This is a genomic window from Streptomyces sp. NPDC005648 (genome assembly GCF_040605395.1).
Classification (GTDB): domain Bacteria; phylum Actinomycetota; class Actinomycetes; order Streptomycetales; family Streptomycetaceae; genus Streptomyces.
The window spans coordinates 1-25,719 of record NZ_JBEXCS010000103.1 but is presented as its reverse complement, the minus strand read 5'-3'; the positions used below and the strand labels follow the sequence as shown (position 1 = coordinate 25,719).

The 25,719-nt window shown below is 71.4% G+C and carries 25 protein-coding genes and 1 pseudogene; 9 read left to right on the top strand and 17 right to left on the bottom strand.

Features of this window, described 5'->3' with window-relative positions; all coding sequences use genetic code 11:
* Positions 1 to 68: 68 nt before the first annotated feature.
* On the top strand, positions 69 to 1,874 hold the full coding sequence (locus tag ABZT17_RS38125; protein ID WP_356356157.1) for an RICIN domain-containing protein: 1,806 nt from the start codon (positions 69 to 71) through the stop codon (positions 1,872 to 1,874).
* Positions 1,875 to 1,964: 90 nt separating this feature from the next.
* Here the strand turns inward: ABZT17_RS38125 and ABZT17_RS38120 are convergent, their stop codons facing one another.
* From ABZT17_RS38120 to ABZT17_RS38085, 8 genes and pseudogenes are all read right to left on the bottom strand, one after another.
* Entirely contained in the window at positions 1,965 to 2,342 is a 378-nt protein-coding gene (locus tag ABZT17_RS38120; RefSeq protein ID WP_356356155.1) for a DUF805 domain-containing protein, read from the bottom strand.
* On the bottom strand, positions 2,339 to 2,662 hold the full coding sequence (locus ABZT17_RS38115; protein ID WP_356356168.1) for an alpha/beta hydrolase fold domain-containing protein: 324 nt from the start codon (positions 2,660 to 2,662) through the stop codon (positions 2,339 to 2,341). Before ABZT17_RS38115 ends, ABZT17_RS38120 begins: the two co-directional genes overlap by 4 nt.
* A 173-nt stretch (positions 2,663 to 2,835) precedes the next feature.
* Complete coding sequence (locus tag ABZT17_RS38110; RefSeq protein WP_356356153.1) at positions 2,836 to 3,510, bottom strand: SDR family NAD(P)-dependent oxidoreductase; 675 nt, start codon at positions 3,508 to 3,510, stop codon at positions 2,836 to 2,838.
* A gap of 129 nt (positions 3,511 to 3,639) precedes the next feature.
* Positions 3,640 to 4,191 carry a hypothetical protein gene (locus tag ABZT17_RS38105; protein WP_356356152.1) on the bottom strand — a complete coding sequence of 184 codons (552 nt, stop codon included), beginning with the start codon at positions 4,189 to 4,191 and terminating at the stop codon, positions 3,640 to 3,642.
* 99 nt (positions 4,192 to 4,290) lie between these two features.
* Positions 4,291 to 4,539 carry a hypothetical protein gene (locus ABZT17_RS38100; protein WP_356356150.1) on the bottom strand — a complete coding sequence of 83 codons (249 nt, stop codon included), beginning with the start codon at positions 4,537 to 4,539 and terminating at the stop codon, positions 4,291 to 4,293.
* A 48-nt stretch (positions 4,540 to 4,587) separates the two neighbouring features.
* Positions 4,588 to 4,791, bottom strand: coding sequence for a hypothetical protein (locus ABZT17_RS38095; protein ID WP_356356148.1), 204 nt, complete (start codon positions 4,789 to 4,791; stop codon positions 4,588 to 4,590).
* A 106-nt stretch (positions 4,792 to 4,897) separates the two neighbouring features.
* A pseudogene (locus ABZT17_RS38090) lies at positions 4,898 to 5,046 on the bottom strand (SpoIIE family protein phosphatase); the annotation flags it as partial.
* A 255-nt stretch (positions 5,047 to 5,301) separates the two neighbouring features.
* Positions 5,302 to 6,660 (bottom strand): RICIN domain-containing protein, encoded by a 1,359-nt coding sequence (locus ABZT17_RS38085; RefSeq protein WP_356356146.1) that lies wholly within the window; start codon positions 6,658 to 6,660, stop codon positions 5,302 to 5,304.
* 212 nt (positions 6,661 to 6,872) lie between these two features.
* Between ABZT17_RS38085 and ABZT17_RS38080 the strand changes: the two genes are divergently transcribed.
* Complete coding sequence (locus ABZT17_RS38080) at positions 6,873 to 8,768, top strand: SMI1/KNR4 family protein (protein ID WP_356356144.1); 1,896 nt, start codon at positions 6,873 to 6,875, stop codon at positions 8,766 to 8,768.
* Between the two features lie 115 nt (positions 8,769 to 8,883).
* On the opposite strand, the gene ABZT17_RS38075 is transcribed toward ABZT17_RS38080, so the two are convergent.
* The 5 genes from ABZT17_RS38075 to ABZT17_RS38055 form a co-directional block, all read right to left on the bottom strand.
* The gene (locus tag ABZT17_RS38075) at positions 8,884 to 9,744 is read right to left on the bottom strand and encodes a 3-hydroxybutyryl-CoA dehydrogenase (RefSeq protein WP_356356142.1); all 861 of its coding nucleotides are present in this window, start codon (positions 9,742 to 9,744) and stop codon (positions 8,884 to 8,886) included.
* Positions 9,745 to 9,791: 47 nt separating this feature from the next.
* Positions 9,792 to 10,763 (bottom strand): PDR/VanB family oxidoreductase, encoded by a 972-nt coding sequence (locus ABZT17_RS38070; RefSeq protein ID WP_356356140.1) that lies wholly within the window; start codon positions 10,761 to 10,763, stop codon positions 9,792 to 9,794.
* Between the two features lie 18 nt (positions 10,764 to 10,781).
* Positions 10,782 to 11,972 carry an acetyl-CoA C-acyltransferase gene (locus ABZT17_RS38065; RefSeq protein WP_356356139.1) on the bottom strand — a complete coding sequence of 397 codons (1,191 nt, stop codon included), beginning with the start codon at positions 11,970 to 11,972 and terminating at the stop codon, positions 10,782 to 10,784.
* Positions 11,973 to 12,002: 30 nt separating this feature from the next.
* Positions 12,003 to 12,614 carry a histidine phosphatase family protein gene (locus ABZT17_RS38060; RefSeq protein WP_356356138.1) on the bottom strand — a complete coding sequence of 204 codons (612 nt, stop codon included), beginning with the start codon at positions 12,612 to 12,614 and terminating at the stop codon, positions 12,003 to 12,005.
* Positions 12,615 to 12,700: 86 nt separating this feature from the next.
* Positions 12,701 to 14,236, bottom strand: coding sequence for an AMP-binding protein (locus ABZT17_RS38055; protein ID WP_356356136.1), 1,536 nt, complete (start codon positions 14,234 to 14,236; stop codon positions 12,701 to 12,703).
* Positions 14,237 to 14,430: 194 nt separating this feature from the next.
* Between ABZT17_RS38055 and ABZT17_RS38050 the strand changes: the two genes are divergently transcribed.
* The 3 genes from ABZT17_RS38050 to ABZT17_RS38040 are packed head-to-tail and all read left to right on the top strand — an operon-like array spanning position 14,431 to position 17,277.
* Entirely contained in the window at positions 14,431 to 15,669 is a 1,239-nt protein-coding gene (locus ABZT17_RS38050) for an acyl-CoA dehydrogenase family protein (RefSeq protein ID WP_356356134.1), read from the top strand.
* 42 nt (positions 15,670 to 15,711) lie between these two features.
* Complete coding sequence (locus ABZT17_RS38045) at positions 15,712 to 16,476, top strand: SDR family oxidoreductase (protein ID WP_356356132.1); 765 nt, start codon at positions 15,712 to 15,714, stop codon at positions 16,474 to 16,476.
* A gap of 3 nt (positions 16,477 to 16,479) precedes the next feature.
* Positions 16,480 to 17,277, top strand: a complete 798-nt coding sequence (locus tag ABZT17_RS38040) for a ThuA domain-containing protein (protein ID WP_356356130.1) — start codon at positions 16,480 to 16,482, stop codon at positions 17,275 to 17,277.
* A 35-nt stretch (positions 17,278 to 17,312) separates the two neighbouring features.
* Here the strand turns inward: ABZT17_RS38040 and ABZT17_RS38035 are convergent, their stop codons facing one another.
* From ABZT17_RS38035 to ABZT17_RS38020, 4 genes are all read right to left on the bottom strand, one after another.
* Entirely contained in the window at positions 17,313 to 18,356 is a 1,044-nt protein-coding gene (locus ABZT17_RS38035; RefSeq protein ID WP_356356129.1) for an NAD(P)-dependent alcohol dehydrogenase, read from the bottom strand.
* On the bottom strand, positions 18,353 to 19,387 hold the full coding sequence (locus tag ABZT17_RS38030) for an ABC transporter permease (protein WP_356356127.1): 1,035 nt from the start codon (positions 19,385 to 19,387) through the stop codon (positions 18,353 to 18,355). Before ABZT17_RS38030 ends, ABZT17_RS38035 begins: the two co-directional genes overlap by 4 nt.
* 103 nt (positions 19,388 to 19,490) lie before the next feature.
* Positions 19,491 to 21,068, bottom strand: a complete 1,578-nt coding sequence (locus tag ABZT17_RS38025; protein WP_356356125.1) for a sugar ABC transporter ATP-binding protein — start codon at positions 21,066 to 21,068, stop codon at positions 19,491 to 19,493.
* 66 nt (positions 21,069 to 21,134) lie between these two features.
* On the bottom strand, positions 21,135 to 22,277 hold the full coding sequence (locus ABZT17_RS38020) for a substrate-binding domain-containing protein (RefSeq protein ID WP_356356123.1): 1,143 nt from the start codon (positions 22,275 to 22,277) through the stop codon (positions 21,135 to 21,137).
* 382 nt (positions 22,278 to 22,659) lie between these two features.
* Between ABZT17_RS38020 and ABZT17_RS38015 the strand changes: the two genes are divergently transcribed.
* From ABZT17_RS38015 to ABZT17_RS38000, 4 genes are read left to right on the top strand one after another with little or no spacing between them, the layout of a single operon-like run.
* Positions 22,660 to 24,066 carry an aromatic ring-hydroxylating dioxygenase subunit alpha gene (locus ABZT17_RS38015; RefSeq protein WP_356356121.1) on the top strand — a complete coding sequence of 469 codons (1,407 nt, stop codon included), beginning with the start codon at positions 22,660 to 22,662 and terminating at the stop codon, positions 24,064 to 24,066.
* Complete coding sequence (locus ABZT17_RS38010; protein ID WP_356356119.1) at positions 24,051 to 24,377, top strand: 2Fe-2S iron-sulfur cluster-binding protein; 327 nt, start codon at positions 24,051 to 24,053, stop codon at positions 24,375 to 24,377. Before ABZT17_RS38015 ends, ABZT17_RS38010 begins: the two co-directional genes overlap by 16 nt.
* 7 nt (positions 24,378 to 24,384) lie before the next feature.
* On the top strand, positions 24,385 to 24,600 hold the full coding sequence (locus tag ABZT17_RS38005; protein WP_356356118.1) for a transposase: 216 nt from the start codon (positions 24,385 to 24,387) through the stop codon (positions 24,598 to 24,600).
* 4 nt (positions 24,601 to 24,604) lie between these two features.
* On the top strand, positions 24,605 to 25,630 hold the full coding sequence (locus ABZT17_RS38000; RefSeq protein WP_356356116.1) for an NADP-dependent oxidoreductase: 1,026 nt from the start codon (positions 24,605 to 24,607) through the stop codon (positions 25,628 to 25,630).
* Positions 25,631 to 25,719: the final 89 nt, after the last annotated feature.

Sequence of the window (25,719 nt, the reverse complement as noted above, 5' to 3'; positions counted from 1 at the left end):
ACCGCAGTGCACCGCTCCGGTGACCGAAGCCCCCTTGCATCACCGTGATTTTCCCTGAAGGAGGAGTTATGCAGAGAAGAACCCTGGGAAGGGCGCTGGGCACCTTCGGCGCGGCGGCCGCGCTGCTGGCCATCCCCGCGTCCGGCGCGCAGGCGTACAACCCGACCGGCGGGATCCTCTACCAGCTCGGCAGTGATGCGTGTCTGAAGGGGCGAGGCAACTGCGCCGTCTACCCGAAGTCGGCGCAGCTGCCCGGCGGTCGGCTGGTGGCGTCCTTCGAGAAGTCCACCGTCGTGGCGAAGTCCGGCAGCGCCGACGGGCAGACCCTGCCGATCTACAAGAGCGACGACGACGGGACCAGCTGGCAGCCGCTGTCCGAGGTCAAGGCTCCGGCGTACCTCTCCAAGGACCCCAAGTACGCGAAGTACACCAGCAACTGGACCAACCCGTACCTCTACGTGCTTCCGCGGAGCGTCGGCGGTCTGAAGTCCGGCACACTCCTGCTGGCCAGTGTCGTCTCCGGCGACGACGCCTACTACAAGGAGCACAAGGCGGCCGACCCGAACTGGACCCCGTCCAACGACGGCGACCGCAGTGACCTGGCGATAGCCCTCTACGCCAGCACCGACGACGGCAGCAGCTGGAAGGTCCTCAACGTCGTCGCCACCGGAGGATGGCAGGGCGGCAGCGCGGGCGCGATCGGACAGAACGTCGCCGCCGCCAACACCTACCGGCAGGTGGACCCCCTGTGGGAGCCCTACCTGATGGTCTACGACGGCAAGCTCGTCTGCTACTACTCCGACGAGAACGACTACACCGGCTTCGACCCGGTCACCGGCGTCCCGAAGAAGGACCCCGCCAACGACACGGCCACCGACTCGCACGGCCAGATCCTCGTGCACCGGACCTGGGACGGCAGAAGCACCGACTGGAGCGACCCCGTCGTCGACATCTCCGGGTCCGTCCAGGACATGGGCGGCGGCAAGACCGAGATCGGCGGCGGCCGTCCGGGCATGACCAATGTCGTTCCCACGTCGGACGGCCGGTGGATGATCACGTTCGAGTACTGGGGCGGCGGGGCCAACACCCGGTACGTCATCGCCGACGACCCGCTGAAGTTCTTCCGGGGCACCCAGACCGGCATGTCGGTCGGCTCGCTCCCGGTCGTCGCCGGCTCCCGCCCGCTCGCGGGCGGCGGCAGCCCGGTCCTCATCCGGCTGCCCGACGGGCGCCTCGTCTACAACGCGGCGAACAGTGGTGACGTGTGGGTCAACGAGAGCGGACGCAGCGACGGTGTCTGGACCGAGTACCAGACGACCTCGCCGGCCGGATACAGCCGCGACCTCCAGTACGTCGACGACACCGGCCGCATCGCGATCCTGAACAACCAGGGCACGTCTACGATCGCCTACGCCGAGGTCGACCTCGGCGACTCGGCCGGCACCTACTACCGGCTCGTCAACCGCAAGACCGGCCAGGTCATCGGCACCGGCAACAAGACCAACGACGCCAACCTCGGCAACGGGGACACACCGGACGTGGTCCTGGAGGACGCCGGAGCGGCGGCCATTCCGGACACCCAGCAGTGGCACGTGGTGGACGAGCCGAATGGCGGTACGACCCTGCTGAACCGGTCGGGCGGCCGAGCGGCTGCCATCTGGACGGGCAACGCCACCGTCGGTCAGCGCATCGGCCAGTGGGTCGACAACAGTGCGACGGGCAGCTGGAACCTCATCAAGACGCCGGACGGCTACTACAAGCTCCAGGCCGTCAAGAACACGAGCCTCTACCTGACCGGGGCGTCAGCGGGAGCGCCACTGACCCTGCAGAACGCGGCCGACGACGGTTCGCAGGACTGGAAGCTCGTCCGCTAGCCCCACGGCCGGGGTCCGGCGACAACGCCGGACCAGAGCAACACCTCTGAGACGCGGTCGATGCACCGTCAGTCCCTTGTTGTCCGCGGCTCAGGCGGCGAGGGTGTCCACGGCCTTGGGGGAGGGGCCGTACCGGTTGGCGGTCGGGGTGCCGTCCACGGTCATGCCCACGAGGTAGATGATCGGGCCGGCTATGGGGACAAGGGCGATGAGCATTCTCCAGCCCGGCCTGCCGGTGTCGTGCAGGCGGCGGACGGAGACGCTCAGCATGGGCACGATGAACGGCAGGAGGAGGACGCCCAGCAGAGGCGTCTCCGTCGCGAAACCGAGCCCGAGGACTACGCCGGTGGCGATCACGTAGACCAGTGAGAACCACCAGTACTCCGCGCGCCGGGCGCGGCCGGAGAAGGTGGCGTACTTGGAGGTGAGGCACAGGCGTGCCGCGTCCGTGAAGGACATGCTGGTCATGGCGACCCTTTCGCAGAAACGTCGTGGGGCAGGGGATGGGGAGGGGGTGCGTCAGCCCCCGCACCCGAGGCCGCGACGGAGTGCCGCGAGTGTGTCGGTGAGGATTCGTTCACCCACTGCGGACGCGGGATGATGCCTCCGTGCAGGACGCCTGGGTAGAGGGCGAGTTCGGCGACGCCCAGGTACTGGAAGCAGAGCGCCGGTCCGCCGCGGTCGCGCGAGAGGAGGGTCACCCCGGCGGCGAGGCCACCTCCCGCGCTCTCCCCGGCGATGCCGAGCCGGTCGGGGTCGATGCCCGGTTCGCTCCCCGACTCAGCGATCCATGCCAGGGCAGCGCAGCAGGCCGTCGCGGACGATGGGCGCGTAGACGCGGACCATGACGTCGGGCGCGCCCTCCGGGCCGGGGACGGTGACGTCGCGGGTGGTGATCCCGATGTCCGGCTCGTCCGCGAACGGTGCGTTCGGGAGTGTCCTCGGCCGCGGGCGAGTGCTTTCAGCGGCTGAAGACGAGTTCGGCCTGGTCGCGCCGGGTGGTGTGCAGCTCCCAGTAGACGGGGGAGATCTCCTCGGGCTGGGCCGTCGGGAACCCGGGGACGGCCGGGGTGCCGATCGAGACGTCGATGCCGATGTGGGCGGCCTGGATTCCGGTGCCGTCCAGTTCCTTGTGCAGGTTGATCGCCCAGTTGCGCAGTGCCGCCGCCGCGGCGTTGACGTTGCCGACCTGGGGCACGGGGTCGATGGAGCCGGCGCCGGTGGTGTAGAGCAGGGTGCCCGCCCCGGCCTCCCGCATCGCGGGCAGCACCGTCCGGGTGGCGGTGATGGCGCCGTAGAGCTGGAACTCGATCTGCTGCTGTAGGTGATCCGGTTCGGTCCGGGTGGGAGTGGTCATGACGGTGCTGAGGCCGTCGACGGGGGAGTACTCCAGGACGTCGATGCCGTCGAACTTCGCGGCGGCGTCCTGGAGCGCCTTCCTTAGGGCGTCCCGGTCGTGGACGTCGGCGGGGAAGGCGGCGGCGGTGATGCCGTCGGCGGTGAGTTTGCCCACGAGGGTGTCGAGCTTTTCGCGGCTGCGGGAGATCAGGGCGACATCGAAGCCCTGAGCGCCGAAGGTGCGGGCGATGGCCAGGCCGAGCTGGGGGCCTGCCCCGATGATGGCGATGCTGCTCATGGTGGTCCTTTCGGAAGGCGGAGAGAGGGGAACCATCTGGAAAGGCCTATCCGATTCAGGATCATCCGGATAGGCCTTTCCGGTTCCCTGTGTCCACCGTACCACCAAAAACGGATAGGGCAGTCCGGTTCACCCGGCGGTGTTCATCGCCCGTGCGCGCTCCGTGACGGCCAGCCGGGCCGAGGCCGCCCTGCTGTGCAGGGAATCCAGCGTGTCGAGCTGCCGTTCCGCGCGCTGACGCAGCTCCTCCAGACGGTCGGAGTCGAGACGGGGGTCCTGTGCCGCGATCGTGAGCAGGGCGCGCCAGAGCAGCTCCTTGCCGGTCACACCCACCCGCATGGCCTCCAGCTCGACCAGCAGGGTGAGGCCGGAACGGCGCACCAGACGGCCGTTGGGCTTGGCCCGGGCGAGTTTCTCGCCCAGCCAGGCCCCGTACACCTTGTACCGGCGCGCGGGAATGTCCAGCTCTGCCATCAGCCGCAGCAGAGCCCGGCGGTCCTGGGAGATCTCGGTCGCCAGGTTCCGCAGGTCGGCGCCGTACGCCGAGCCGCCGTGCTCCCGGACCACGCGGTGCGCCAACTCGGCACCGCCCGTGGCGCCGGCCAGATGGTCGTTGAGATAGATGCCGAGCCTCTTGTGCCGCTCAGGGCCGATGGCCGGGCTCTGTGCCGGAGCACTCATCGCTCTCCTCCAAGTCGTGGACGCGTTCGACGGTGAGCGAGTGCCCCTGCTGGGACGGTCCACCACTCCTGGCCGAGAGCGCCGCGTGCCGTCGGCCCCTCACTCGGGCGGGTCGGCGCTCGCCCGCAGCTGCTGCCAGCGGCGGTGGACGTACTGCTCGGCCTCTCGCACCGCGGGAGAGGCGGCATCCGCGGCCGTCCGCTGCTCGTCGGCGCCGCTGCTGCCCTGGGGTGTGCGGTCGGCGTGGTCCTCTCGGGCGTCGTGGCGCAGGAGTGCGATCCGGGCGATCAGGATCGAGGCGATGACTGCTGCGGCCGTGAGCGCGTCGGCCGCGTGCTGGTCGGACATGGCGGGAGCGTCTTTCGTACGGGAGCTGTCGGCGGGCGGTGCGTGGGGTCAGGCCGCGTCGAGACGGCGTCCGGACCGACCGGGCCGGTCGTGTCCGGCCGGTGGGCGGCTCGTGCTGTGGACGAGTCGCAGATGACGGATCCGCGCGCGGCGCGCCGGCCGCGGCTCGCCTCGCAGCCGGTCCTCGATGCGGTCCATGCTGTAGAGCAACAGACTCATGACGGGCAGCAGCGACACAGCGACGGCGATCACCACGGGGTCCCTTCCGGTCGGCGTTGGGTGACCGGGTTGCCGAGCCGTCCGGGATCAGCGGCCGATCCGTGTGAAGGTCTTGTGACGACCCGGTCGGCCGAGGTCGCACGGCCGCCATCAGTCGGCGCAGGTTTCGTGCAGGGTGTGCAGTCCGGAGTGATGGCGGCGGACGAAGTCGATGAACCGTTCCGGGCCGAACTGGGTGCCGCGTGCGTCACGTGCAGCCGTCACGCCGTCGGTGTACAGCAACAGCCGGTGCGGTGATCCCGGCGGTGGTGTCGTGGCGTCGCGGTGTGGCCGGCCTGCAGCAGGTGCGACAGCATCGCCGCGGGGCTGTCAGTCATGTTCGGCGCGTTTCCCCGGCACCGCCGGCCGCGTGGTCGCGACGTCGGTCTCCTTCCGGACGGTCGCCGAGTACCCGTACGGGGGAACGGCACGCCAACCGGCGGATTCCGGTGCCCGGGCGCACACGCCGCGCTCTGCGGGTGTGCGCCCGCGCACCGGGCCGGCTCACTGCCCCGGCGTGAGGATGTACGTGTTGAGGGTGCCGACCGTGCTGAGCGGGCTCGGCGAACCCAGGTCGTAGCGGTCCACGGCCAGGTAGTTGGGCTTCTTGCGGGCGGCGGGTGTGCAGAAGTTCTGCGCGCGGTTGAGGAGCTTGCCGTTGTCGGTCTGTGCGGTGGAGCCGATGGTGTAGTCGCGGAAGTGGTTCATCACGAACAGCGGATGGAAGGCCGCGGAGTCCGTGGTGAGGGGCCTGGTGTCCCAGCGGCTGTAACAGGACCAGTCCGAGTCGCCGATTCCGCCGCCCATCGACCAGTAGTTCTCCACGGTCCACTCGCGCTGGTACATCACCCCGAAGGTGTCGCGGGTGGCCCAGCCGTTCGCGGTGTCGCTCGCCCGTGTGCGGTCGCTGAACACCAGCAACTGCTTGCCGCGGGCGGCGAGATCGGCCATGGTCGGCCAGCCCTTGGTGGCGACGCCCTCCTGGTCGGGCCGGTACAGCACGTCGGAGAGGCTGTTCACGGACGCGAGGGAGGACCTCAGCACGTCCGAGGAGGCGTAGTCCTCCAGGAAGACGGTCGCGAACTGGCCGGGATTGGCCTTGAGGAAGTCGACGATGCGCTGCAGGTCGGTGGCGAGCGGGACGGGGCCGCTGACGCCGTCGCAGCTGTTGTGGCAGAGCACGGCCTGTCCGTTGACGGTGTAGTCGTCGAGCATGAACCCGCGTACCCCGTCCGCCAGTTGGCGGCTGACGCCGTAGTTCTGGTTGGGGAACCAGCTGACCGGGAACGTGGCGAAGTTGCCGTCTACGCCGTTGGCGAAGGCGTTGTGCGCGGTCAGGAAGGTGACCTGGTCCAGGGTGCGGGTGTCGGCGGACGGCATCGCCGAGGTGGCGTAGCCGACCGGGGTGAGGTACCAGCGGGCCAGGTCGCCCGAGGAACCGAGTTGTACGACGCCGGCGTCGGAGGCGGAGCCGGTCAGGTACTGCGAGGTGCCGGGGGCGGTGATGGTGTACGTGCTGTCGGCACCGGCGCTGATCGACCAGGTGGTGCCGTCCGCGCCGCAGGCGGCGGTGACCGCGGAGGTGCCGCTGCGGCCCAGGCAGGTGCCGGACTCGTCGGCGTTCCGCAACTGGTAGCCGCCGCTGACGGCGACCGGGGTCCACTGCTGGTGGTCCTCGTTGCCTTTGGGGTTGTGCGCGGCGACGGTTCCGCTGCTGTCGGCGGCGTTGCGGCCGGTGGTGTAGTTCTGCAGATAGACCGAGGTGGCGGGTACCGCCGCCGATGCCGTGCCGGGCAGCAGCGCGGGCACGGACAGGGCGAGGGCGGCGGAACAGCACAGGACGCGCAAGGGGCGCAGACGCACGGGGGGTTTCCCTTCACTCCGGCACGGGCGTGCCGATGATGACCGAGGCATGACATATCCGATGACACGTGCGGTGCGCCAGAGGTCGTAGGTGAATTCCCGCCGCGCTCGGCGAAGTGAACTCCCGCCGCGGCTCGGTACGGTGAGGGCCCGTCAGGCGTGATCGCCGGCGCGGGGGAGCATTGTCAGTGCTGCCTGTCAGGATTTCCGGCATGACACGGACGATCGACGACTGGCAGTCCTTCCTGGCGCGGTGGAGCCAGGAGTGGGCGGACGCACAGGACGAGGAGCCCCTGCGACCGCGGTGGCTCGGCTTCCCGCCCGCGTCCGAGGAGCGCATCCGCGCCCTGGAGGAGCGGCTCGGGCTACGCCTGCCGCCGTCCTACCGGTCGTTTCTCGCGGCGACCGACGGCTGGCGGCACGCGGGCGGCTTCGTGTGGCTGCTCGCCGGGACGGACCAGGTCCGCCGGCATGAGGACGCGGCGGGTCTTTCGGAGTACTTCCCCGGAGAGCTGGACGGTTCTCCCACCCCCGAGGAGGAGCTGCTCGCCGGGATGTGGGGACGGGCGCTGCAACTGGACGTGGAGTCCGACATGGTCTACGTCCTGCTGGACCCGGGCGACGTCGACGACGCGGGCGAATGGGCCGTGTACACCTGGGCGTCATGGCGCGCGAGCCCGCCCGAACGGTACGCGTCGTTCCGCGCGTTCATGGAGGCGATGCACCGGGAGTTCCACAGCCTGCAGGTCGACATCGCGCAGCGGGCGGGCAGGGTGTTCGTCAACGAGACGACACAAGCCCTGGACGCGTCGGTCGAGGCTGCCCGCCTGGACGCCCTGGGAGGTCGGTACGAGCACGCCTCGGCGGTCCTGGCGGAGGCGATCGCCTACGGCAGGCCCCGGGCGAGCGCCCTGCGTGACCAGATCCGCCACCTGCTCGGACAGACGTACTCGGTCTCCTTCCACGGACTCGCGGCCGATCCGCTGTACGCGCCCGAGTTGGTGCCGGTGCTGGCGGCGCAGCACGTACGACACCGACGGGACGAAAGTTCCTTCTCGCAGCAGCTGGCCGGCGCTCCGGAAACCGTTCGTTCGAGGGCCTCCGAGGCCTTGCGGCAGGCCGCGGACGGCACCTTCCGCCATACGTCCGAGGGTCCTTTCGGGCGGGCCGTCGAGGCGGCGCGGGAGCAGGCGCGCTGGGGTGACACGGACGCGGCCTGGCACACCCTGCGCGCCGCCCTGTCCCACTGGCGGCCGCTCGGCCCGGAACACCTCGCCCCGGTGGGCCTGACCGCCGACCCGATACTCGGCCCCGTGCTCACACCGGACCGGGGCCGGGAGCTGCTGGCCACGCCCCGCGCCGGACAACCGGGCGAGGCACCCACCCCGGCGGCGGACCAGGATCCGGCGGGGATGGCGTGGCTGGCGGACGGGGATCCGGGCAACTTCCTGGTGTCGTACAGATTCCTGCTCGTGGAAGGAGTGGAGCCGGCCGAACTGCCCGCTCTCGTCGGCGCCGAGGACGGCACGGCGCTGAACGAGCCGACGACACTGTGGGACGCGGCGAGGCGTTTCCGCAGGGAGCGCGACGGCTCGGCGTGGGCCGACGAGGCCCTGACCGCCGTCGGCCGCGCCGGCGCGGAGTGGAGCTTCGCCTTCGAACCGGGGCCGGGCGCCGGTTTCGACGAGCGGCGCTTCGTCTGCCCCGGCATACCGGCCTCCCGGGGCACCCGAGCGGTGACGGTGTGGAGCGAGCCCGTCGGCGGTGTGCGTCGAGGGCTGTTCCATCTGTCCGTCGCGGAGAACGGCGAGGAGAGCTACGCGATCACCGTGCGGGGAGGCGCGGGCGCGATCAGCAGCCGGGGGAACGTGCCCGCCGGGCTGGATCCGGCTCGGCTCTTCGCCGAACACGGGCTCGACGAGGAGCGGCTGGGTGAGCGTCGCGCGCTGGAGGCGCTGGCCGCCGAGTTCGACGTCCGCCTTCCGCGCTTCGCCCTCGCGCGCGGACGCCTGCACACCTTCCGCACCCGCCCCTGGAACAGGCCTCCGGCCCCGGGCGAGGGCTACGTGGCTGTGAGCTTCGTGCGGCACAGGGCTACGTGGCCCTGAGCTTCGTGCGGCGCCGGTCCGGTCCTGGCGGAGGTCCCCATGGAGGTGACGTCGGGCGGGACTTGATCAGGTGAAGCGGGGGAGCGGAGCCCCGCCGCAGGCGGCCGGCGCCGGTTCAGGCGTCGTAGACGTGGAAGCCGCGACCGCTCTTGCGGCCGAGGTGCCCCGCGGCGACCATGCGGCGCAGGAGGGCGGGCGGGGCGTACAGCGGCTCCTTGAACTCCTCGTACATCGACTCGGCCACGGCCTGGGCGGTGTCGAGGCCGATGAGGTCGAGCAGGCGCAGCGGCCCCATGGGGTGGGCGCATCCGAGTTCCATGCCCCGGTCGATGTCCTCCGGCCGTGCCGACCCGGACTCCACCATCCGTATCGCGCCGAGCAGATAGGGCACCAGGAGGGCGTTGACGACGAAGCCGGAACGGTCCGGCGCCTCGATGGCCTGCTTGCCCAACTGCTCCGCGAAGCCGCGGGTGCGGCGCACCGTGCCGGCGTCGGTGGTGAGCGCGGGAATGAGCTCGACCAGCCGCTGTACGGGCACGGGGTTGAAGAAGTGCATGCCGATGACCCGCTCCGGCCGCTCCGTGACCACGGCGAGGTCGACGACGGGGATCGAGGAGGTGTTGGTGGCCAGGACCGCCGCCGGGTCCTCGATCGCCTTGTCCAGGGCGCGCAGGACATCGGTCTTGATGTCGCGGTTCTCGGCGACCGCCTCGACGACGAACTGACGGTCGGCCATGTCCGCGAGGTCGCGGGTGAAGGACACCCTGGTCAGAGCCTGGTCCCGCTCTTCCTCGCTGAGTCTGTGACTCCTGAGGGCGCGGTCGAGGGAAGCGGTGAGTCGGCGCCGGCCTGCCTCGAACGCTTCGGGCGTGGCCTCTGCGACGCGGACGTCGACGCCGTTGCGGGCGGCGACTTCGACGATGCCGGAGCCCATGAGGCCGCAGCCCACGACGCCTAGACGGGTAACGGGGTCCATCCGGGGTCCTCTCTGATGAGTAGTTGTCCGAGCGGAGACGAGCGCTGTCACAGGTCGAGGACGAGGCGGGGGCCGCACGAGCGGGAGACGCAGATGAGCATGGTGTCGCCGGCGGCTCGTTCGTCCTCGGACAGCAGGGAGTCGCGGTGGTCGGGGGTGCCGTCGAGCACGTCGGTCTCGCAGGTGCCGCAGGTGCCTTCCCGGCAGGAGAAGTCGACCGCGACGCCGGCCTCCTCCAGCGTTTCGAGCACCGAACGGTCCGGCGCCACGGTGAGGGTGAGCCCGGATCGGGCGAGTTCCAGTTCGAAGGCGTCGTCCGGGCCGGATTCGGTGGTGCCCACCGGGGCGAAGCGTTCGAGGCCCAGCGTGCCGGGCGGCCAGGCCGCGCAGCGCTCCTGCACCGCGCGCAGCAGGGGTTCGGGACCGCAGGCGTGGACCAACGTGCCCTCCTCGGGCGCGCCGAGGAACGTGGCGAGGTCCAGCAGGCCGTACTCGTCCTGCGGACGGACGAGCACCCGGTCCCCGTACGGGGCGAGACGGTCCAGGAACGCCATGGAGGTCCGGGTGCGGCCGCCGTACAGCAGACGCCAGTCGGCTCCCGCGGCCTCGGCCGCCTCGACCATGGGGAGGACGGGGGTGATGCCGACACCGCCCGCGATGAAGAGATGGCGTTCGGATGGCCGCAGCGGGAAGTTGTTCCTCGGCCCGCGCACTCGTACCTCGGTGCCTTCGTGAAGGTGGTCGTGGACGTAGGCGGAACCCCCTCGGCCGTCGGGCTCGCGCAGGACGGCGATCCGCCAGGCGTCGCGCTCGGCCGGATGTCCGCACAGGGAGTACTGACGGATCAGTTCGCCGCCCTCGCCGTCGTACAGGAACACGTCGATGTGGGCGCCCGGGGTCCAGGCGGGCAGCGGGCCGCCGTCCGGGCGGCGCAGGGTGAGGGAGACGACGTCGTCCGCGGCCCGGGTGCGGGTCTCCACGGTGAGCGTCGTGTCGACCGTGGTCAGTGGGTCGTTCATGGTGGTTCAGCTCCGGGTTCAGGCCGGTGTCGGCACGTGCAGCAGGAGTGCGTCGCCCTGGCCGCCGCCTCCGCACAGGGCTGCCGCGCCGCTGCCGCCTCCGCGCCGCCGCAGCTCGGCGGCGAGGGTCAGGACCAGCCGGGCGCCGGTCATGCCGACCGGGTGCCCGAGCGCGATCGCCCCGCCGTTGACGTTCACCCTGTCCAGGGGGAGGTCCAGCTCCCGTACGGAGGCCAGGGCCACCGAGGCGAACGCCTCGTTGATCTCGAAGAGGTCCAGGTCGGCGGTCTTGAGCCGGCCGTCCCGGGACAGCGCGTCGCGGATCGCGCCCGCCGGTTGGACGAGCAGCGAGGGGTCGGGGCCCGCGACCGTGCCGTAGGCACCGATCTCGGCGAGCGGGGCCAGGCCGTCCCGCCGGGCGCGTTCGGCGCTCATCAGGACGACGGCCGCGGCGCCGTCGGAGAGCTGCGAGGCGTTGCCCGCCGTGATGGTGCCCGTGCCGGAGAAGGCCGGCCTCAGGCGCCCCAGGCTCTCGCCGGTGGTCCCGGGCCGTACGCCCTCGTCGGCGTCGACCACCGTCTCGCCCCGGCGCCCGGCAACGGTGACGGGGGTGATCTCCTCCGACAACGCCCCCGACTCCTGGGCGTGGGCGGCCCTTTGATGGGAGAGCGCGCTGTAGTCGTCCTGTTCCTCGCGGGTCAGGTCGTACGGCTGTTGGTAGCGCTCGGTCGCCGCCCCCATGGAGACGCCGTCGAAGGCGCAGACCAGCGCATCGCGGTCGAGGGCGTCCTCCACCGCCGTCGAACCGTACTTCCAGCCGGTGCGGGCTCCGCGCAGCAGGTGGGGGGCGTTCGACATGGACTCCATGCCGCCTGCCACGACCACTTCGTGACGCCCCGAGGCGATCATGAGGTCGGCCAGGGCGATGGCGTGCAGTCCGGACGGGCAGAGCTTGTTGACGGTGCTCGCGGGCACGGAGAAGGGGACGCCGGCCTGGACCGCGGCCTGGCGTGCCGGGTTGGGGCCGGCTCCGGCCTGGACGACATGGCCCATGACGACGGCTTCCACGGCTGCCGGATCCAGGTCTACGGCGGCCAGGGCGGCGCGGATGGCGTGGGCGCCGAGGTCGACCGCGGACAGGGAGCCGAGGGCGCCCAGCAGTCTGCCGACGGGCGTTCTGGTACCGGCGACGATGACGGATCCGGGCATGGCCGGGACCTCCTGGGGTGTGGGACGGGTTCAGGCGGGTGTGCCGGCGTCCACGGCACGGGCGGCGATCAGATGGGCCGTCTCGTTGACCGAGTGCGGCACGACCCGGCCGCCGGGCATGCGCCGCACCCGGCTGACGGACGTGTAGTCGGGGTGGAACCAGAACATGGTGGACAGGCCCAGCACCGTGGCCAGGTAGGTGTTGGTGATGCCGCCGTGGCACACGGCCGCGACCCGGCCGCCGGGATGGGCGTCGAGGATGGTGTCCATGGCCCGGACGGCACGCGCCCGGAAGGCGTCCCGGTCCAGGTCGGGCACGAAGTCCTCGAAACGTCCCTCGGCGAGTGCCGCCGCCCGGGGATCGCCGGCGCCGATCTGTTCGGGCGGTGTGTAGGGCTGGGACACGTCCGTGTCCCACTCGCGCAGGTCGTCCAGGACGGTGGCGGTCATGCCGGTGAGCCGTTCCAGGGGTGCGGCCGTCTCCCGGGCCCGCCGGTACGGGCTGACGTAGAGGGCGTCGAGGTCCTCGTGGGCGAGCCAGGCGGCGAGATGTTCGGCCTGGGCGATGCCCTGCGGGGCCAGCCCCGGGTCGAACACACCGGCCAGCGGGAGGCCGTGCCGGATGAGGAGGAGTTCGGTCATGGTGGTCCTTCGCAGGGGGGAGCGGGCACGACGTGAGCGCGCACAGGGGGAGCGGGCGCAGGGGGAGCGGGCAGAGGTGCGCGGGCTCAGCCGGCGATGGTCCGTTCAGAGGCCCAGTAGGGTCGGCGCATCGCGCGTTTGTCGAGCTTGCCCATCGCGTTGCGCAGGAGTTCGGGGACGAACTCGTACGACTTCGGGCACTTGTAGGCGGCGAGGCGCTCGCGGCAGAAGCGGTCGAGTTCGTCGGCCGGCGGTTCGTCCGCGGCCACGACGAGCGCCCGCAGGGACTCGCCGAAGTCCGGGTCGGGCACGCCGATGACGGCGACCTCGGCGACCGCCGGGTGCTGTCGCAGTACGGCCTCGCTCTCGGCCGGGTAGAGGTTGACGCCGCCGGAGACCACGACGTCCGCGGCCCGGTCGGTGATGAAGATGTAGCCGTCCGCGTCGACGTAGCCGATGTCGCCGAGGGTGAAGACACCGGGGGAGAGGTAGGCGGCCTTGGTCTTGTCCGGGTCCGCGTGGTAGCGGACGCCTTGGTCCTCGGGGGCCCGGAAGGCCAGCAGTCCTGGTTCGCCGGGCGGCAGTCGCCGGCCGTCGTCGTCGGTGACCAGGACCTCGAAGGGGGGCCGTGCACGTCCTACCGAGCCCGGGTGGGCCAGCCACTCGGTGCTGCTGATGCGTGCCACGGTGCCCGCTTCGCTGGCGCCGTACGACTCGGTGAGCACGGGACCGAACCAGTCGATCATGGCGCGCTTCACGTCTGGCGGACACGCGGAGCCGGTGTGGGAGACCTGCCGCAGGCTGGAGACGTCATAGCGGGCGCGGACCTCGTCCGGGAGGGCGAGCAGCCGCTGGAAGTGGGTGGGCACCATCACGGTCGAGGACGCCCGCCACTTCTGCACGCGGCTCAGGAACGTCTCGGCGTCGTATCTGCCGAGCACGACCACCGGCTGACCGGCCGCCAGATGCCGAAGTGAGGTCAGCGGGGCGTTGTGCTGCAGGGGACCGCACACCAGGTGCGGTCCCGGAGGGAATCCGGGCCGTGCGGACATGGCGGCGAGGTAGGCGGAGCTGTCCGCGACCGGTTCGCCGACCCAGCGCACTTCGGTGCCGCGTGCCCGTCCGGTGGTTCCGGAGGTGTAGACGAGCGGAGGCCGGGCGGGCCGGCCCGCGGGGAGGGCGGGCGCGGCGGGTGCGGCGGCCAGCCACCTGTCCCAGTCGAAGGCGTGGCCGAGGGCCGGGGTTCCGTGCACCACCACGGGCAGGCCCAGTTCCCGGGCCGCGTCGAGGGCGGCGCCCGCGCCGACGGGTCCGGCGATGATCGCGGTCGCGCCCGCGTCGATGATCTGGTCCACGAGCTCGCCCGAGGTGAGGTTCCGGGACGTGGCCACGGTCCCCACTCCGGCGCGCAGGCCGGCCAGATGGGCCACCAGGGTCGGGATCGCGTTGTCGCCGAGGACGGCGATCCGGTCCTCCGGGCCGGGCGCCAGCTCCAGCAGTCGGGCCGCCGTCCGCGTCACCTGGTCGGCGAGGCGGGACCAGGACAGGACGTCCAGGTCGTCCGCCAGGGCGGGCTCGTCGGGTGACTCCTGGGCGCGACGGTCGAGTGGCAGCAGCGACATGGCTCCTCCGGCGGCTCCTCGGGCCTCTCCCGATATCAGGGGAGAGGAGATGCTGAGACTGTAGCGTTTATCAAGAAAGTGCGGAACACTCTGATCCTGAGCGGAGTCATTACCGCCTGATTCAGCGGGTGGCGGGAGTGCTGCCCGCACTCGGTTTCTAAATCCACCGTCTGGTAAGTGTCCAAGGAGGAGCCATGTCCGAGCTGGATCCGGACGCATGGCGCAGCCAGGTCCGGCAGTGGCTGGCCACCGTGCTGCAACCGGCACGGGCGCCGGACTCGGCCACGGAGGCCGCCGACCTCGCCGTGTTCCACAACCTTCCCCAGGACGAGGAACGCCTGCTGCTGCAACGCTGCCGCGCCTACCAGCGAGCCCGGTTCGACGCCGGCTACCAGGCGCTCACCCTCCCCGTGGACAAGGGCGGCGCGGGTCTGACCGCCGCCCATGCGGCGGCCTTCGCCGAGGAGGAGTCGGCCTTCGAGGTACCGCCGTCCACCGAACTGATCAGCGTCACCGTGCGGTTGGTCGCGATGGCCGTCTCCCTGTTCGGGACCGCCGAGCAGCGCCACGACCACGCGCGCGCCTTCCTGCGCACCGACCTGCTGGCCTGCCAGCTCTTCAGCGAGCCCGGCGCCGGATCCGACCTCGCGGCCCTGCGCACCCGCGCCCGGCAGGACGGCGAAGAGTGGGTGATCGACGGTCAGAAGGTGTGGACCTCGGGCGCCCAGTTCGCCGACTACGGTCTGCTGCTGGCCCGCACCGACCCGGACGTCGTCAAGCAGGCCGGAATCACCGCCTTCCTGGTGCCCATGGACGCGCCCGGAGTGGAGGTGCGCCCCATCCGCCAGATGAGCGGCGGCGCCTCCTTCAACGAGGTCTTCCTCAGCGGCGTACGCGTCCCCGACCGGCTCCGGATCGGCCGGCCGGGCCAGGGCTGGGAGGTCGCCACCGCCACCCTCGCCTTCGAACGCACCGCCTCCGGCAGCGGCAACCGCCGCAAGGGCGGCACCTTCACGGACGTCCTCGCACTCGCCCGCTCCCTCGGGCGCACCGAGGACCCGCTGGTCCGCCAGCGCCTCGCCGACCTGTACATCCGTGCCGCCCTGCGCGCGGCGACCGTCGAACGCGTCGCCAGGACGAGCGCGGCCGGCGGCCGCCCGGGCCCGGAGGCGTCGTTGACCAAACTCATGGCCTCCGAACTGCTCACCCGCACCGGGCAGGTCGCCGCCGAGGTGATGGGGGCCCGGATCAGCGCCGACACCGGGGAACCGGGCACCTTCGCCTGGACCGAGCATCTCCTCGGCGCGCCCGGCTACCGACTGGCCGGAGGCACCGATCAGATCCAGCGCAACCTGATCGGCGAACGGGTGCTCGGGCTGCCGCCCGAGCCCCGGGTGGACCGGGTGCCGTTCTCGCAGCTCCCCGGCAACTGAGGCACCACGCCTCGTCTCGGCACACACAAAGGAGTGACATCGATGGATCTGGGACTGACGGGCGCCAAGGCGCTGGTGACCGGTGCGAGCCGGGGCATAGGCCGGGCGATCGCCGCGACACTGGCGGCCGAGGGCTGCGCCCTGGCGCTGTGCGCCCGTGGCGAGGAAGGACTGGCCAAGACCGCCGCCGAACTGCGCGCCGAGGGCGCCACCGTGTTCGAGGCGGCGGTCGACGTCACCGACCCGGCCGCCCTCGCCGGCTTCGTGGAGCGGGCGGCCGGCGCACTCGGCGGGCTGGACCTGCTGGTGTCCAACGTGTCGGCGGGCAATGTGAAGGGCCCCGAGTCCTGGGAAGCCAGCCTGCGCGGAGACCTGATCCCGTTCGCGGGACTCGTCGAGGCCGCCCTGCCCCATCTGGAGGCCTCCGACCGGGCCGCCGTCGTGGCCATCGGCACCACCAACGCCTCCGACACCGCGCGCCCGGCCGGGGCGAACTCCTACTCCGCGCTCAAGGCGGCCGTCGTCCAGCACGCCTCCGCCCTCGCCCACGCCCTCGCACCGAAGGGCATCCGCGTCAACACCGTCTCCCCCGGCCCGATCGACTTCCCCGGCGGCGCCTGGGAGACCATCCGCACCAGCCGTCCGGAGGTCTACGAGGAGGTGCTCGCCAAGCTTCCGATCGGCCGCTACGGCACCGCGGAGGACGTGGCCGCGGCGGTGGCGTTCCTGCTCGGGCGGACCGGCTCCTTCTGCGTCGGGGTCAACCTCGTGGTGGACGGCGGGCTGCTCACCCGCGTCCAGTACTGAGCCGTGGCGGGCCCGGCAGGCCGTCTGGACGCCGTACTCGTGTGCGGTGGCCGCTGGCACGACTTCGACCACGCGCGGCTGCGGCTGCTGGAACTGCTCGCCGAGCATCCGAGGGTCCGCACGACCGTCCACCAGGACTACGACTGTGTGGACGACCTCGACCGGGCGGACCTGCTGCTCACCTACACCTGCGACGTCCGGCCCCGCCCGGCGCAGCGGGCCGCGCTCGCCCGGTTGGTCGAGCGGGGTGGCCGCTGGCTCGCCCTGCACGGCACCAACGCCGTGATCGAGCCGTCGGCGCACGGCGGGACACGGCAGTTCACGACCCCACGGCTCCTCGGGGAACTGGCTCAGGTGCTCGGCAGCCAGTTCCTGGCCCACCCGCCGATCGAGCCGTACGAGGTGCGCGTCTCCGATCCCGGCCATCCGCTGGTCGCCGGGATCGGCCCGTTCACCGTCACCGACGAGCTGTACGTCTGCGAACTGCACGGCGAGCTGGACGTGTTGCTCCACGCCGAGTACACCGGCCCCTGCCGCGGCTTCGCCGAGGGAGACACCGCGGCCCTCGACAGCGCGCCCCGACCGGTGCTGTACCTCAAGCGGCACGGTCTCGGTGAGGTCTGCTACTTCACCCTCGGGCACTGCCGGGGCCGTTACGACATCCAGGACCTGGGTGTGGCCGACACGGGGCGCGTGGACCGGGGGCCCTGGGAGACGCCGGAGTTCCTGACGGTCCTCGGGCGTTGCGTGGAACGGGCGGTGACCGGCCGCAGCCCCGCACAGGAGCGGGCCGGCGCCTGAGTCGAACTCGGGCACCGGCCCCGCGCGGGGGCGGCTCACGCCTGCGGCAGCACCACCGCCCGGCCGTTGATGTCACCGGCGTGCAGACGCTCGTAGGCCGCGGGCGCCTCGTCGAGGGTGAAGGTCTCGACGTGCGAGGAGACCAGACCCTGCCGGGCCAGCTCGACCACCTCCATGAGCTCCCGGCGGCCGCCCCAGTAGGGGAACGAGGCGGAGACCTCGAACGGCAGCCCGCCGCCGAAGCCGACCGCCAGGGTGCCTCCGCCGAGGCCGACGATCGTCACATCCCCCTCCACGGCCACCGCGGCCGCGGCCACGGCGAGCGTCGCCTCGGCGCCCACGAAGTCCAGGACCACCTCCGCTCCGAGGCCGCCGGTGAGCTCCCGCACCCGTGCGGCCGCCGCTCCGTCGGAGAGCAGCGTCTCGTGGGCGCCGACGGCATGGGCCAGCTCCAGCTTCTCCTTGCTCACATCGAGGGCCACCACCGTGGCCGGTGTCAGGGCGCGCAGCAGCTGCACGGCCAGGTGCCCCAGGCCGCCGACTCCGATGACCACCGCCGTGCTGCCCGGGACCAGCTTGGGCAGCGATTTCCTGATGGCGTGGTAGGGCGTCAGCCCCGCGTCGGTGAGCGGGGCGGCCTGCACCGGGTCCAGTCCGTTCAGGGGCACGAGATGACGGGGCGAGTCCACCAGCATGTACTCGGCGAGCGCACCCGGAGAGCCGAGTCCCGGCGGCAGGATGCCGAGCCCGGCGGCATGCGGGCAGCAGTTCTCCTTGCCCACCGCGCACTTGGGGCACTGCCCGCAGCCCCAGGGGCCGTACACCGCCACCTCGTCGCCTTCCGCGACCGCGGTGACCCCGCTGCCCACCGCCGCGACGGTGCCGACACCCTCATGACCGAGCGTCATCGGCAGCGAGTAGGGAAACTGCTCCTCCGGCCATCCCATGACGGCCAGGTCGGAGTGGCACAGCCCCGCCGCGGTCACCTTCAACAGCACCTGCCCCGGCCCCGGTCGGGGCTCGGGAACCTCGACGACCTCGGGGGCCTGTCCGACCCTCCGGTACTGCACAGCCTTCATTCTTCCGTCTCCTTGTCGACAGCGGGCAGGGCGTCGCCCTCCGAGGGGGCCTCGGAGCCGACACGCGAGTGGCTTCCCCTCCGGCGGCGCAGAACGGCGGGCAGGGTGAGCCGGCCACCCGTCAGGACCAGTGCCACGATGAGGACGGAGCCGGTGAACAGGCTGGCGGCCCACTGGGCGCTGGTGGCCAGCCCCAGTCCCGTGATTCCGGTGCCGAGCAGCAGGACCGCGAGCACGGTGCCCCAGGCGTTGAAGCGGCCCGCGCGCAACTGGGTCGCCCCGACGAAGGCGGCGGCGTAGGCCGACAGCAGATACGGGGTGCCCGCGGTCGGTGATCCGGAACCGACCGAGGACGCGAAGACCACGCCGGCGAAACCGGAGAGCAGCGCGGAGGCCACCAGGGTCAGAAAGCGCAGCCGGTCGGTGCGCACGCCCTGCAGCCGGGCCGCGTCGGCGTTGAAGCCGGTCGCGTACAACCGGCGTCCCGTGGCGGTGTGTTCCAGCAGGAACCAGATGGTCAGCGCGGCGAGCAGCAGATACAGCACCGGCAGCGTGATGCCGCCGGCGTCGAGCTGGGCGATGCTCGCGAACGGCTTGGCGAGCAACTGCACACCGGTGATGGAGCTGTCGTCGGTGACCATGGTGATCAGCGACTGGATCAGCGCGCCGGTGGCCAGGGTGGCGATGAACGAGTCGACGCGCAGGAACACGACCACGATCCCGTTGACGACTCCCACCAGCAGTGCGGCCGTCATCGCCAGGGTCACCGCCACACCGGGACCGAGTCCGGCGGAGACCAGGAAGCGGGCGGTCAGCACGCTGGTGAGCGACATGGTGTAGGCGACCGACAGGTCGAAGACGCGTGCGGCCAGGGGCGGTACGACGCTCAGTGCCACCAGGCCGGCCACCGCGTTGCCGTTCAGCACCTGCTTGACCGTGATGACGGTCGGGAAGGTGTCCGGCGCCCAGACGGAGAAGATCACGACGATGACCAGCCACACGTACACGGCGCCGATGTTCCGGAACGACACGGCGGCCACCGCCCGTCGGACCGGCGTCCCCCAAAGGAACGGCGCGGACCTCCGCGCTGCGGAGGGCGGTCGTTCCACCGCCCGGGTCGGGGTCGATGTCATCTCACTCGGTTCCTTCCATCGCGTGCACGAGCGCGCGCTCGGTGATGTCCCGGCCGCTGATCTCCCGTGCGATCCGGCCGTCCCGTACCACCAGGACGCGGGTGCACAGCGCGAGCAGGTCCTGGGTGTCGGAGGAGCAGACGATGACGCCCATGCCCTCCTCGGCCTGCCGCCCTATCAGGTCGTAGAGCTGCAGGCGGGTGGCGATGTCCACGCCGGCCGTGGGTTCGCACAGCGCCAGCACGGGCGGGCGCTGGGCCAGACAGCGGGCCATGACGACCTTCTGCTGGTTGCCGCCGCTCAGGGTGGTGATCCGGGCGCCGGGGCCGGCCGTGCGCACCCCGACCCTTGCGATCCACTCCTCGACCAGGGCGGACTCGCGGCGCCGGGGCAGCCGCCCGATCCTCGCGCGCAGGCGTTGCAGGAGCGGGAGGGTGAGGTTCTCGCCGACCGAGAAGTCGCCGATGACTCCCTCGGTCGCCCGGTCCGCCGGGACCATGGGCAGGCCCAGGGTGTCGGCGTCGCGCGCCTCGGTCCATCGGTCGGAGCGTTCCGGCAGCCGTAGCCGGCCGCTCACCGGTCCGGTATGGGCGCCGCACACCGCGTAGGGCACGATCTCGTGCCCGGAGCCGACCAGACCGGTGATGCCCAGGAGCTCGCCCCGGGCCAGGTCGAGGTCGACTCCTCGCAGCGGTCCGGCCCGCAGGCCGCGAACCTCCAGTACGGCGGGGGTGGGACGGGGGAAGCGCGCCGGACGGTGCCCCGTGCCGGTCGCGGTTCCCGTGTCCTCGCCCGCCATGAGTTCGGTGAGGGAGCGGGGGGTGAGTTCGGCGACCGGGCGGGTGGCGATGCGGCGTCCGCCGCGGATGACGGTGACCCGGTCGGCGAGCGCGAAGATCTCGTCCATGCGGTGCGAGACGTACAGGACTCCGGCTCCGGCGTCCCGGATCTCCCGCACGATGTCGAAGAGACGGGCCACTTCGCCGGGCGGAAGCACGGCGGTCGGCTCGTCGAGGACCAGGACACCGCGGCCGCCCTCCCAGCCCTGGAGCGCGGCGGCGATGGCCACCACCGTGCGCTGGACGGGGGTCGCCTGCGCCAGCGGACGGTGTACGTCGATGTCGACGCCGAACCGTTCGACGAGGGCGCTCGTGCGCCTCGACATCTGCGGCCAGTCGACGTTGCCCAGGGCCGTGCGGGCGAAGCCGTGGCTGAGGGCCAGGTTGTCGATGGCGCTCAACTCGCCCACCAGGCCCAGTTCCTGGTGGACGAAGCGCAGCCGGTCGTGGCGGGAGGTGGTGGCGTGGCCGAGGTCGAAGGACTCGCCGTCGAGTTCCGCCACCGCGCCGGGCTCCGCGTGGTGGTAGCCGGCGAGGATCTTGATGAGGGTGGACTTGCCGGAGCCGTTGGGGCCGATGAGGGCGTGGATCTCGCCGGGTGCGACCTCGAGATCCACGTCGGTCAGTGCCTGGGTGCCGCCGAATCTCTTCGACAGCGCGGCCACCCGCAGTATCGGCCGGTCCGTCTGCCGGACCGCGCCGTCCGTGACGTAGCGGGTCTTTGACGGGGTGTCAGTCACGACGGGTTCTCCGTCCCCGGGCGGGAGGGGGCCGCCGCCGGCTCGGGCCGACGGCGGTCGTCGGGGTCAACTCAGGCCCCAGAGCGCCTTGAACTGCTGCTGGTAGCTCTCGACGATCGGGAAGTCGCCGTCGGCGGACGGCAGGTTGTCCTTGGTGACGAGCATGTTGGGCAGGGCCGCCTTCTGGTCGACGGCCATGGACTGGCCGGTGAAGCGCCGGGCCAGCGCGTCCACCTGGAGCCAGGCGGTCTCGTGGGAGTTGAGCGCCATCGCGCCGTCGGTGAGACCGCTCTGGATGTACTGGTAGTTCTGCGCGTCGCCGACGTTGACGACGATGTGTTTGCCGGTGATGCCGGCGGTCTTCAGCGCGGCGGGCACGCCCACGTTGAGCAGGCCGAGGGAGAAGACGACATGGGTCACCTTCGGGTGTGACCGGAGATAGGACACCACGCGGTCCGGCATGTCCTTGCCCACCGCGGTGATGGGCACGTCGACGTTGTCGAGCGCGCAACCGGCGCACCACTGCTTGTAGTTGGCCGCGAAGGAGTCCTTGACGGGCTTGAGGATCGTGTAGGCCGGCAGATCGAAGTACACGGTGTCCGCCTTGGCGCCGCTGTTCGACACCACCCACGAGGCGAGCATGCGGCCCTGGACACCGACGTCCTTGGGCCCGTTCTTCAGCAGGGAGATGCCGTCCCCCACCACGTCGTCGGCGTTCGACTGGATGACCGGGATGCCGGCCGCCTTCAGCTGTGCCAGCTCCTTGCTGTAGACCGCGCGCGGGAAGCCGGAGGCGACCACGGCGTCCGGCCTGTCGCGCACGGCCTGCTCGTAGGCCGCCTGGACGGATTCCGGTGTGCCCTGGGTGGCTATCTGCTTCACCTTCCAGCCGAGTTGCCCCGCGGCCTGGGTGAAGAAGTCGGCGAGGTCCTTGCAGGACTGGACGCCGCAGAGGATGAAGTCGATCTTCTTGCCCTTGGGGATGGGCTTGCCGACGGGCTGGGTGACGGAGATCGCGGTCGGGCGCTCCGCGTACGTCTTCAGAGCCGTGCGGGCCGCCGTCAGGCCGGGGGAGCCGGGTGCCGCCGCCTGCGAGGAGCCGGCGGCCGGAGTGGTGCCGCTCCCGCAGGCCGTCACAGTGAGCAGGGCGGCGGCGGGGACGATCGCGGTGAGGGCGCGGCGGACCGCGCGACCGGGTCTGGAACTCATCGTTGAGAACTCCCGTGGTGTGGCGCCTGGGCTGCCGAGACCCGCGGTGCGGAACGGCACGGCGACAGGTATGAGGGTGCGTCGATCGCCGGCGTGGGGTACGGCGCGGGCCGCCTGGGTGAGGTCCCCGCGGCGCTGGCACCGAGCCGGCCCAAAGCCGTCCCGGCGCGGAGAAACTTATGAGGCACTACAGCCTCAAGTGGGTCGGAGTGTGACACGCCGCCGCGCCCTTGGGGAGGGGAAGCGTCGAGAATTTTCTGCGCCCCCTGCCTTATTCCGTGCTGACCTCGGCTGATGCCGTCCTGATTCGTGGTCGAGAGTGTTGCTCCGCACCGCAACCCGTAACTACACTCGCTCTAAAGTTTCTGCCGGAGGAGAGATGATGGACGAAACGTCGGAGCTGGGTACCGCGCGGTGCCCCGGGCCCAGCGTCCAGGACTACCTCGACCAGGACAGCCGCCCGGTCCCGCCCGCCCTGAGGTTCGAGCGGAACGACCCCCTCGGCAGCGAGGACATCGACACCGCACGCTTCACCTCCCGTGAGTGGGCCGAACGCGAGATGCGGCAGGTCTGGCGGCGCGTCTGGCAGTTCGCCTGTCTGGAGAGCGAGATCCCCGAGGTCGGCGACCACGAGGTCTACGAGATCGGCGACGACTCCCTCATCGTCGTACGTACGGCCCCCGACGAGATCCGCGCCTTCGTCAACGTGTGCCTGCACCGCGGACGCAAACTGCGCACCGGCGGCGGCAATGTGAGCGAGTTCCGCTGCTCGTTCCACGGCTTCGCCTGGAACCTCGACGGCACGATGCAGACCCCGCCCTGCGCCTGGGACTTCCCGCACGTCACCCCGGAGAAGTTCACCCTCCCCGAGGCCCGGGTCGCCAGCTGGCGCGGCTTCGTCTTCATCAACATGGACCCGTACGCGGAGTCCTTCGACAGCTACCGCGGCACCTTCGACGACTACTACATCTGGCCGCTGGAGAACCGCTACAAGTCGCTGCACATCGCCAAGGTGCTGCCCTGCAACTGGAAGGTCGCCCAGGACGCGTTCATCGAGTCCTTCCACGTCATCGCCACACACCCCCAGATGCTGCCGTGGCTCGCCGACGCCAACTCCCAGTACGACGTGATGGCGGACCAGCCCAACTGGAACCGGATGATCAACATCCAGGGCGCGCCCAGCCCGCACGTGGCGGACTCCGTCACGGAGGAGGACGTCCTGGAGACCTTCTACGACTCGCGCGCCTTCTACTCCGCCGCCCAGGGCCGTGACCTGGTACGGCAGGAGGGCGACGAACTCCCCGCGATCCCGCCCGGCGGCACCGCCCGCCAGGTCCTCGCGGAGCGGATGCGCGAGCAGCTCGCGGCCACCTCGACGCAGGACTTCTCGCGGACCCCGGACACCGAACTGCTGGACGCCATCAACTACTTGCTGTTCCCCAACTTCAACCCCTGGGGCGGCGCCAAGTCCAACATCATCTACCGGTTCCGGCCCAACGGCCTGGACCCCGACTCCTGCACCGCCGAGATCATCTTCATGTCCTCCCCGAAGCAGCCCGGCGAGATGCCGCCCCCGGCGAAGATCCGCTGGGTGCCGCAGGACATGCTCTTCGCCGACATCCCCGAACTCGGTGTGCTGGGGCCCGTCTTCGACCAGGACTGCGAGAACCTGCCCTACGTCCAGCAGGGCCTGAAGGCGATGCGCAAGCCGGGCATCACACTCGCCAACTACCAGGAGAGCCGCATCCGCCACTTCAACCGGACGCTCGACCAGTGGATGGAGCAGTGACCCACCGGGTGTCCCTCAGACCCCTGGGCGTCGAACTCGACGTACTCGACGGCGAGGACCTGTTCACCGCCGCTGGGCGCCTCGGCTACCGCTGGCCCACCGTCTGCGGCGGCAGGGGCACCTGCCGCACCTGCTTCGTCCAGGTGGAGGAGGGCGTCGAGAACTGTTCCCCCGTGGGCCCGCTGGAACGCGAGGGCATCGAGGCCCTGCGCAGACCGGTGGACGGCCTGACCCGGCTCGCCTGCCGGCTCCGGGTCGAGGGCCCGGTGACCGTGACCAAGCGCGGCGTGCGCCGCCGAGTGCAGGAGTGAGGCCCCCATGTCCAAGCAAGTGATCCACCCGCTGACCGGGCATGTGTACCGGCTCACCGAGGACGGACTGGTCGAGGTGACCGACCCCAGGACCGGGGCGCAAGGTGTCTTCGACTTCCAGGCGCGCTGGCAGTCGGGCGAACTGCGCCACGCCGACCTCCAGATGGCCGGCTGGGTCGGCCGGCTCGCCCAGCGGCGCACGGCGCCCCCGCAGGAGGGGTGACCCCGTGCCCTCGCGCACCACACGGGTCGTCTGCCTGAAGCGCCGGCCCGTGAGGGAACCGGTCGCCGGTGACTTCGCCGTGGAGGAACGCTCCCTGCCGCCCCTCGGTGAGGGACAGGTCCTCGTCCGGAACCTCTACATGAGCGTCGACCCGTCCATGCGCGGACGGCTGGAGACCACCGAGAAGCACTACACGCACAACTTCACCCCCGGATCACCGCTGGACGGGCGGGCCCTCGGTGTCGTGGAGGAGAGCCGCTGCCCCGCCGTTCCGCCGGGCGCCTTCGTACGGCACCAGCTGGGGTGGCGCGAGCGGGTGGTACTGAACGGAGCGGACACCGACGGCGCGGCGCGCATCGACCCGCGACTCGCCCCGCTGCCCACCTGGCTGGGGCTGCTCGGCCAGACCGGCTTCACCGCGTACGTGGGCCTGACCCGGATCGCGGAACTGCGCCCCGGCGACACCGTCTTCGTGTCGGCCGCGGCCGGTGCCGTCGGCACCGCCGCCGGCCAGTTCGCGCGGCTGCTGGGCGCGGACCGTGTCGTCGGCACCGCCGGCGGACCCGACAAGTGCGCGCTCCTGGTCGGGGAGTTCGGCTACGACGACGCCGCGGACTACCGTGCCGAGCCGGTGCGCGACGCACTGGCCCGGATGGCCCCCGACGGCATCGACGTGTACTTCGACAACGTCGGCGGCGAGCAGCTCGCCGCGGCCCTGCACGCGCTGCGGACCGGCGGCAGGGTCGCCCTGTGCGGCATGATGTCGCAGTTCGGGGACGAGCGGCGGACCGTGGACATCAACCAGCTGATCCAGGCGGTCCTCAAGCGGCTGACGCTGTCCGGGTTCATCGTCCGCGACCACGACGACCTGCGGCCGGAGTTCGAGCGGCGGGTCGCGGGCTGGCTCGCCGAAGGCCGCATCACCGCGCGCGAGACGGTCGTGGACGGTCTGGAGAACGCCGCGGGGGCGCTGCTGTCCCTGCTCGGCGGTGGCAATGTCGGCAAGATGCTGGTGCGGCTGGCCGACTGATGACTGACGACTGACGCGTGGAACGCCTGAAGCGGCGCCCCCGGAGAAGGGGCGCCCCGTCAGGCGTTTAAGCGCATGGGGCGTGACGA

What these genes read in the sequence shown, in the direction of transcription:
- ABZT17_RS38060 (WP_356356138.1), bottom strand. Translation starts at nt 12,614, where the DNA reads ATGACCGAACTCCTCCTCATCCGGCACGGCCTCCCGCTGGCCGGTGTG.
- ABZT17_RS38020 (WP_356356123.1), bottom strand. Translation starts at nt 22,277, where the DNA reads ATGAGTTCCAGACCCGGTCGCGCGGTCCGCCGCGCCCTCACCGCGATC.
- ABZT17_RS38125 (WP_356356157.1), top strand. Translation starts at nt 69, where the DNA reads ATGCAGAGAAGAACCCTGGGAAGGGCGCTGGGCACCTTCGGCGCGGCG.
- ABZT17_RS38120 (WP_356356155.1), bottom strand. Translation starts at nt 2,342, where the DNA reads ATGACCAGCATGTCCTTCACGGACGCGGCACGCCTGTGCCTCACCTCC.
- ABZT17_RS38070 (WP_356356140.1), bottom strand. Translation starts at nt 10,763, where the DNA reads ATGAACGACCCACTGACCACGGTCGACACGACGCTCACCGTGGAGACC.
- ABZT17_RS38065 (WP_356356139.1), bottom strand. Translation starts at nt 11,972, where the DNA reads ATGCCCGGATCCGTCATCGTCGCCGGTACCAGAACGCCCGTCGGCAGA.
- ABZT17_RS38100 (WP_356356150.1), bottom strand. Translation starts at nt 4,539, where the DNA reads ATGTCCGACCAGCACGCGGCCGACGCGCTCACGGCCGCAGCAGTCATC.
- ABZT17_RS38045 (WP_356356132.1), top strand. Translation starts at nt 15,712, where the DNA reads ATGGATCTGGGACTGACGGGCGCCAAGGCGCTGGTGACCGGTGCGAGC.
- ABZT17_RS38105 (WP_356356152.1), bottom strand. Translation starts at nt 4,191, where the DNA reads ATGAGTGCTCCGGCACAGAGCCCGGCCATCGGCCCTGAGCGGCACAAG.
- ABZT17_RS38015 (WP_356356121.1), top strand. Translation starts at nt 22,660, where the DNA reads ATGGACGAAACGTCGGAGCTGGGTACCGCGCGGTGCCCCGGGCCCAGC.
- ABZT17_RS38005 (WP_356356118.1), top strand. Translation starts at nt 24,385, where the DNA reads ATGTCCAAGCAAGTGATCCACCCGCTGACCGGGCATGTGTACCGGCTC.
- ABZT17_RS38055 (WP_356356136.1), bottom strand. Translation starts at nt 14,236, where the DNA reads ATGTCGCTGCTGCCACTCGACCGTCGCGCCCAGGAGTCACCCGACGAG.
- ABZT17_RS38110 (WP_356356153.1), bottom strand. Translation starts at nt 3,510, where the DNA reads ATGAGCAGCATCGCCATCATCGGGGCAGGCCCCCAGCTCGGCCTGGCC.
- ABZT17_RS38050 (WP_356356134.1), top strand. Translation starts at nt 14,431, where the DNA reads ATGTCCGAGCTGGATCCGGACGCATGGCGCAGCCAGGTCCGGCAGTGG.
- ABZT17_RS38035 (WP_356356129.1), bottom strand. Translation starts at nt 18,356, where the DNA reads ATGAAGGCTGTGCAGTACCGGAGGGTCGGACAGGCCCCCGAGGTCGTC.
- ABZT17_RS38075 (WP_356356142.1), bottom strand. Translation starts at nt 9,744, where the DNA reads ATGGACCCCGTTACCCGTCTAGGCGTCGTGGGCTGCGGCCTCATGGGC.
- ABZT17_RS38080 (WP_356356144.1), top strand. Translation starts at nt 6,873, where the DNA reads ATGACACGGACGATCGACGACTGGCAGTCCTTCCTGGCGCGGTGGAGC.